The following is a 6,086-nucleotide window of genomic DNA, read 5'->3' as shown; positions in this document are numbered from 1 at the left end:
CCACGTTGCGTCCCAAAGTCTTTGCCGAAGCCAAGCTCGACACCGCCCGCAGTGGAGCCATCGAGCCGTTTGCATCTTCCGCATCATCCAAGCTTCAGGTCGAAACCGGTGCTGCCGGCGGCGGCGGGGAAATCACACTCGCCGAGGCCGACATCATCGTGGCCGGCGGTCGCGGTCTGCGCGAACCTGCCAATTTCCACCTGATCCGCGAATTGGCCGATGCTGTCGGCGGCGCCGTCGGCGCCTCCCGTGCCGTCGTCGATGCCGGGTGGATTCAGTACAAGTATCAGGTCGGTCAGACCGGCCGTACGGTAAATCCCAAACTCTACTTCGCCATTGGCGTCTCCGGTGCCATCCAGCATCTCGTCGGTATGCAATCCTCCGGGACGATCGTCGCCGTCAATCGCGATGCCGACGCGCCGATTTTCAACGTCGCCACCTACGGAATCGTCGGCGACCTCTTCGAGATCGTTCCGGCCTTGACCGAGAAATTCAAGAAAGAACTGCATAAGTAGCAGGCGGAAAGGCCCCGTTCATTGCTTCGTCTGGCCGCAGTCGATATCGGCTCCAATTCCTCGCTCTTGCTCATCGTTGAGCGCAACGATAGCGGGCAACTGCGCGTTCTGGTCGATACCAAAGCCTCGACTCGACTGTCCGCCGGTGCCGCGGCCGGCGGCGTCATAACACCGGAAGCCCTCGCGCGACAAATTGCCGTCCTTGACAAGTTTGCCGCAATCATCAAAGACTTTGAAGTCTCCGAGGTTCATGCCTGCGGCACCCAGGTCTTCCGCTCAGCAACCAATGGCCCGGTGCTGGCCACGCTGATCGCCAAACAATACGACTGGACGATGGAGATCATCAGCGGTGCCCATGAAGCGGAATTGTCGTACCGCGCCGCGGCGACCGGACTGACCAACGTGCCCGAACGCCGCATTGTTCTCGATGTCGGCGGCGGCTCCAGCGAGGTGATCTTCGGCGCGCGCGACCGCATCGAACGCAGCAAAAGCTTCGCGATCGGCGCCGTGAATCTTACCGAATCATGCGGACTTGACACTCTGCTGACCGAAGCCAAGCGAGCCTCCGCACTGGAACACATGGCCGATGCTTTCACCGGCCTGGACCGCATGGGTCGGCCGGCGTTCAACGCCCAAGTCATCGCTGTGGGCGGCACCGCCACGACGTTAGGCGCGATGAGCCTGAATCTGACCGAATTCGATCCCGACCGCGTCCACGGCACGATGCTCAGCCGCGTCTGGATCGAAGAGCAAATCGCCCACCTTGGCGCCATCAGCAGCCTCGGACGCTCCAAGTACATGCCTTTCGACCCCGACCGCGCCGAAATCATCGTCGGCGGGGCGCTGATCCTCCACTACCTGTTGCGGCAGTTCGCCTTCGAGAAACTCACGGTCTCCAACCGCGGACTGCGCTGGGGGCTGATTCTGGCCGCCTTGGCTGCCCGCATCGGTTGAGGATTAAACAGTCGCATGTCTCGGTTCGTCTGTAAAACAGCTTGACGGCACTTCCCAAATTGCTACCTTCCCGCAGGAGGAATCGCTATCGAAAGATCGTCATCGAGAAGAACTTAGCCGATTCGGATCTATCAGTTTGAAGTTGACTTACACCAGACCGAAACTCCTGCACTTAAGCACGGCTTCGGTTTTTTCGTTTTTGGGAAGGTAGGCTAATGATCAAAGGACTTTGCATAAGCTGCCTCGGTCTCGCGCTGCTGCTGGCAGTGAGCCTCTCGGCCGCCACCGGGGCGTTGCCGACGTTCTCCAAGGCGCACGACGGCACACCCACGCTACTCGACAATTCTGTTGTCGATATCATCACGGTGGGAAATGCGATCTGGATCGCCACCGGCAACGGCATTGCCCGAACCACCGACGGCGGCATCACCTGGATGACCTTCAACGCCCCCGAGTCGTTCGAAGATGATGCGATTGGGGCCATCGGCGCTTCCGGATCGCGTGTGCTCGCCGCCACCGCCAGCACCACTCTCAACCAGACTGGTGCCGGGCTCTATCTCACCGACAACGGCGGCGATTCCTGGCAATACGTCGAAAACCGACTTTTCGGCCTTCCCAACCGGCTGGCCTATGACCTCGCCGTCTACGATAGCGTCATTTACGCCCCCGTTTTCGGCGCCGGACTCTTGCGGAGTCTGGACGGGGGAAGCAGTTGGTCGCCGGTGTTTCCGTCCACCGAGATCGCCGACGACTTCGAGGGTGACAGCCTGATCAACGAAGCGGGTCATCTTCGCGGCCTGATGTTCTCCGCGCTGGTTGATCCGACCCATGAAAATGCCAAGATCGTCTGGACGGGAAGCGCTGAAGGCGTTCAGCTATTCTACTACGTCAGCAAGCACGTCAAGCTGATTTCGAAAAACATCATCGACATCGCCAATACCGGTTCCGAATGGTGGTATGCCACCGATCGCGGCATTACGAACGTCAACGACACCGTCTTCGCCATGCGCTCCTGGGACATCGACAACGGACTGCCGGGCTATCTGTTCAGCGCGATCGCTGCCAATGGCGACACCGTGATCGCCGGTGTTTTCGATACGCTCAGCCACTCCGGCCAGGGCTTCGTCGTCACCACCGATCGCGGCGCCACCTGGGAATCCAAATCGACCCCGCAGGCCGCCGGAACAAACCGCCGGGTGGAAGAGCTTGGCTTCTGGGGCGACGAAATCTGGGCCGCCTGCGATCACGGCGGGCTAATCCGATCCACCGATCTCGGCGACACCTGGTCCAACTTCTACTTCGACAACGGCAACCAGAGCGAAGACAATCTGCGCAATCGCTTCCATTGTCTCGATATCTCCCCGCGTGAGGACTTCGTCCGCATCTCGGCCGGCACCGACTCCGGGGTGGTGGCCTTCTATTTCAATCCGGGCGGCGATCTCGACTCCACTGCCTATCTCAACCTGTTCGACAATGCGACCTGGGGACAGAAAGTCATTACCCTGGCGACGATGAAGACCCGGCACGGCGAAGAGTTCTGGGCGGGTGTCGAATCGTTCAAAGACCAATTCGGTAGCCACCCGGCAACCCTTCGAACCACCAACAACGGCTTCACTTGGGAACACTACCTCGTCGGTCCGCCCGCTGTAACCTGTTATGACATCGAAATTGGCGAGTACTACGGCGATACGGTCATCTTCGCTGCCACCTCCGGCGGCATGCGGCGCTCGCAGGACTACGGCGCGCACTTCGACGTTCTCACCGTTGCCGACTTCTTCTCACCGACGAGTATTCCTATCGGCACTCAGTTCAACGCCGTTGAAATGAGCCAGTACGAGGTTCATGTTGGCTCCGCCGGTTCCGGGCTCGGACAGATGTACCTCGCCCAGATTGGCTCGCAGTTCCTTTTCAATTTCCGCGTTTATCAGCCGAATCTCGATCCGGATCAATTTGACTTCATCTGGCGGTCATATAACGGCGTCGGTGCGGTTCCCAAGGAGGATAGCCTCCCCGGCAATTTTGTCGTCTCCTTAGCCCTTCAGCAAAGCGGGGACAGCAGTCTCGTCTGGGCCGCCACCAGGCGCGGTGAGGACCTCGGCCACCCCTCCGTGTGCTACTCGACCGATCAAGGCACATCCTGGGTCGAGACCATCGCCGACGTCATGGCCTGGAACATCGCCTTCAACGGCGATACCGTCTTCTTCGCCGCCGACCAGGGACTCTACATGTCGACTGATTTCGGCGCCAACTGGACGGTGCCGACCATCTACGACCCCGCCACCGGCCGCAGTATCGCCGACGATGTACCCGTCTACGCCGTGCGCATGATCGGCGATCGCCTCTGGGTTGGCACCGAAGACGGCCTCGCACACACCCAGGACTTCGAGAACTGGACGATCATCCGCACCTTCGTTGATATCCCTGCAACGGCCGGCGACGACGACCGCACGTTCGTGACGCCGAATCCCTTCTCGCCCTACCTCGGCATCGGCGATTTGAAGTTCCACTACAAACTGAAGCAGAATGGCAAGGTGACCATCACCGTCTACGACTTCGCCAACAACATCGTGAAGAAAGTCGTGGACGGCGTTGAGCGGCTGGCCAATGTGCAGTACGACGATATCGATACCTGGGACGGCACCAACGGCAACGGCGAGAAAGTTGCCGCCGGCGTCTACTTCTATTTACTCGAAACCACCAGTGGCGAAGAATACTGGGGCAAGTTGATGGTGATACCATGATGCTAAGACGATTTTTCCTGGCGCTCCTTGCGTCGCTGCTGCTGGCGGCGACCGCCGCTGCCGGCGATGATTACGGCGGCTACGGCGGCGCCTTTCTCCAGATGTCGGTAACTCCGCGCGCGGTCGGCATGGGCAACGCCTACACCGCCGTCTCGGATGATATCGCCGGCATCTTCTTCAACCCCGGCGCTGTTGCCCAGTTGCAACGCCTGACCATTGGCGGTGCCTACCGCGACATGTCGCTGCAACGCTCGCTTCAGCAGTTCGCCGTGCTCTTTCCGGTGCGCGGTGAGGCCGCCATCGCTTTCTCCGGGGAGATGGCTTCCACCGGCGGCGTTATTGGCCGTGACGAACGCGGCGTCGACACCGGTGAACTCGACAACCTCGATGGCGTCATCGCCATCGCCTTCTCCCGCCGTTTCTCGCGCTATCTGACCCTCGGCGGCGATATCCGCTACTACTACCAGAAACTGGAATCCATCTCGGCCTACTCGGCCGGGTTCGATGTCGGCGGCATGATCCATCTTGACCGTGAAAGCATCTTGCCGCTCGACGGGCCGATCGACCTCGTGCGCTTCGGCGCGGTCGTGCGCAATCTGGCGGCCAAGTATCCATGGAATACCGGCGAATACTGGAGTCAGCGCGGGGAACTGGGAACCGATGTCACCGACAAGGTACCGTTTGTTGTTAAGGCCGGCGCTTCCGTACTGCTGTTGAAAGAACGCCTGCTGCTGGCAGTCGATGGAGAGAAGCACGAAGAGTTTTCGCCCAAACTATATGCCGGAGGCGAGTTCAAGATTGTCCCGCAACTGGCCCTGCGCGCCGGCGTTGCTGCCGGCGAACCGGCCTTCGGCGTCGGCTTCACTTTGCCGATAAAAACGGTGTTGGCCAAAGTTGACATCGCCGTCGAACAGGCTCGCAATGTCGGCGGCTGGGAGTCAATCTTTGGTTTTTCAGTTGGTCTTTAATCTCGAGGCGGTGCGTGCGCTATAATATCCTCCTGCTGGTTCTGGTGATCGTCGCGGCCGGACAGCTGTCGGCTGCCGACCCCGGTTCGGTCGGTTTCAACTTCCTCAAAGTCTCTCCTGGCGCGCGAAATGCCGCCATGGGTGAGATCGGGGCGTCCCTGCCGGCTGACCTCTACGGCGTCTATTTCAATCCGGCCGGAATCGTCGGAATCCCCCAGTCCAGCGTCAGCTTCATGCACCTTGAAGGCATCTTCGATACGCGGCGGGAATTCCTCGGTGCGGCGACCAACGCCTTCGGCGGTGCGCTGGCCCTGGGCTTTGACTATTTCAAAGTTGGCGACCTCGAAGCCCGCGATGCTCCGACCGAAGAACCTATCGGCCTGTTTGACTCACAGGATTGGCTGCTCGCTCTCAGTTATGCCCGGCCCGTTGGCGCCAAGTTTTCGGCCGGCCTAACCGGCAAGTACGCAGCCGAGAAAATCGAATCCCGCACGGCGGACGCCGTTCTCTTTGATGCCGGCCTGCAGTTTCATCCGACGCCCGCCGCGACCCTCGGCCTGGCCTTGCGCAATGTCGGCAGCAAACCCAAATTCAGCGCTGAGGAAATCGACATACCCGTTACCGTCGCCGGCGGCGTTAGCCTCGCGGTCCACGGTTTGACTGCCGCGCTCGAACTCGCCGCGCCCAAAGAGTCCGACCTGCGCGTAAATCTCGGCGCCGAAAAGGTTCTCGCCGAAATCTTCGCCCTCCGCGCCGGCTACAAAATCGGCTATGACGAAGAGAATTTCTCCGCGGGCGCCGGCTTTCGCAAGTCGATCTGGCAGATTGACTATGCTTTCGTCCCCTTTAAGTCGGGCCTCGGCTCGACCCATAGTTTTGCACTCACAATTAATTTCAAAGCATAGGAA

General features: G+C 60.1%; 5 protein-coding genes. All 5 read left to right on the top strand.

Translation table 11 applies throughout. From position 1 onward, the window contains the following. The coding region (locus IT585_00230) for an electron transfer flavoprotein subunit alpha/FixB family protein (protein MCC6961657.1) at positions 1 to 515 on the top strand (515 nt) is incomplete at its 5' end. 21 nt (positions 516 to 536) lie between these two features. Further along, positions 537 to 1,469 carry a hypothetical protein gene (locus tag IT585_00225; protein MCC6961656.1) on the top strand — a complete coding sequence of 311 codons (933 nt, stop codon included), beginning with the start codon at positions 537 to 539 and terminating at the stop codon, positions 1,467 to 1,469. Positions 1,470 to 1,684: 215 nt separating this feature from the next. Continuing rightward, on the top strand, positions 1,685 to 4,210 hold the full coding sequence (locus IT585_00220) for a hypothetical protein (protein MCC6961655.1): 2,526 nt from the start codon (positions 1,685 to 1,687) through the stop codon (positions 4,208 to 4,210). Then, on the top strand, positions 4,207 to 5,178 hold the full coding sequence (locus IT585_00215; GenBank protein MCC6961654.1) for a hypothetical protein: 972 nt from the start codon (positions 4,207 to 4,209) through the stop codon (positions 5,176 to 5,178). Before IT585_00220 ends, IT585_00215 begins: the two co-directional genes overlap by 4 nt. A 14-nt stretch (positions 5,179 to 5,192) precedes the next feature. After that, positions 5,193 to 6,083, top strand: coding sequence for a PorV/PorQ family protein (locus IT585_00210; GenBank protein MCC6961653.1), 891 nt, complete (start codon positions 5,193 to 5,195; stop codon positions 6,081 to 6,083). Positions 6,084 to 6,086 lie beyond the last annotated feature (3 nt).

The sequence above is a fragment of the Candidatus Zixiibacteriota bacterium genome (assembly GCA_020853795.1).
Taxonomy (GTDB): domain Bacteria; phylum Zixibacteria; class MSB-5A5; order CAIYYT01; family CAIYYT01; genus JADJGC01.
Note: the sequence above shows the minus strand (reverse complement) of the source record. Positions and strands in the feature narration are given on the sequence as shown.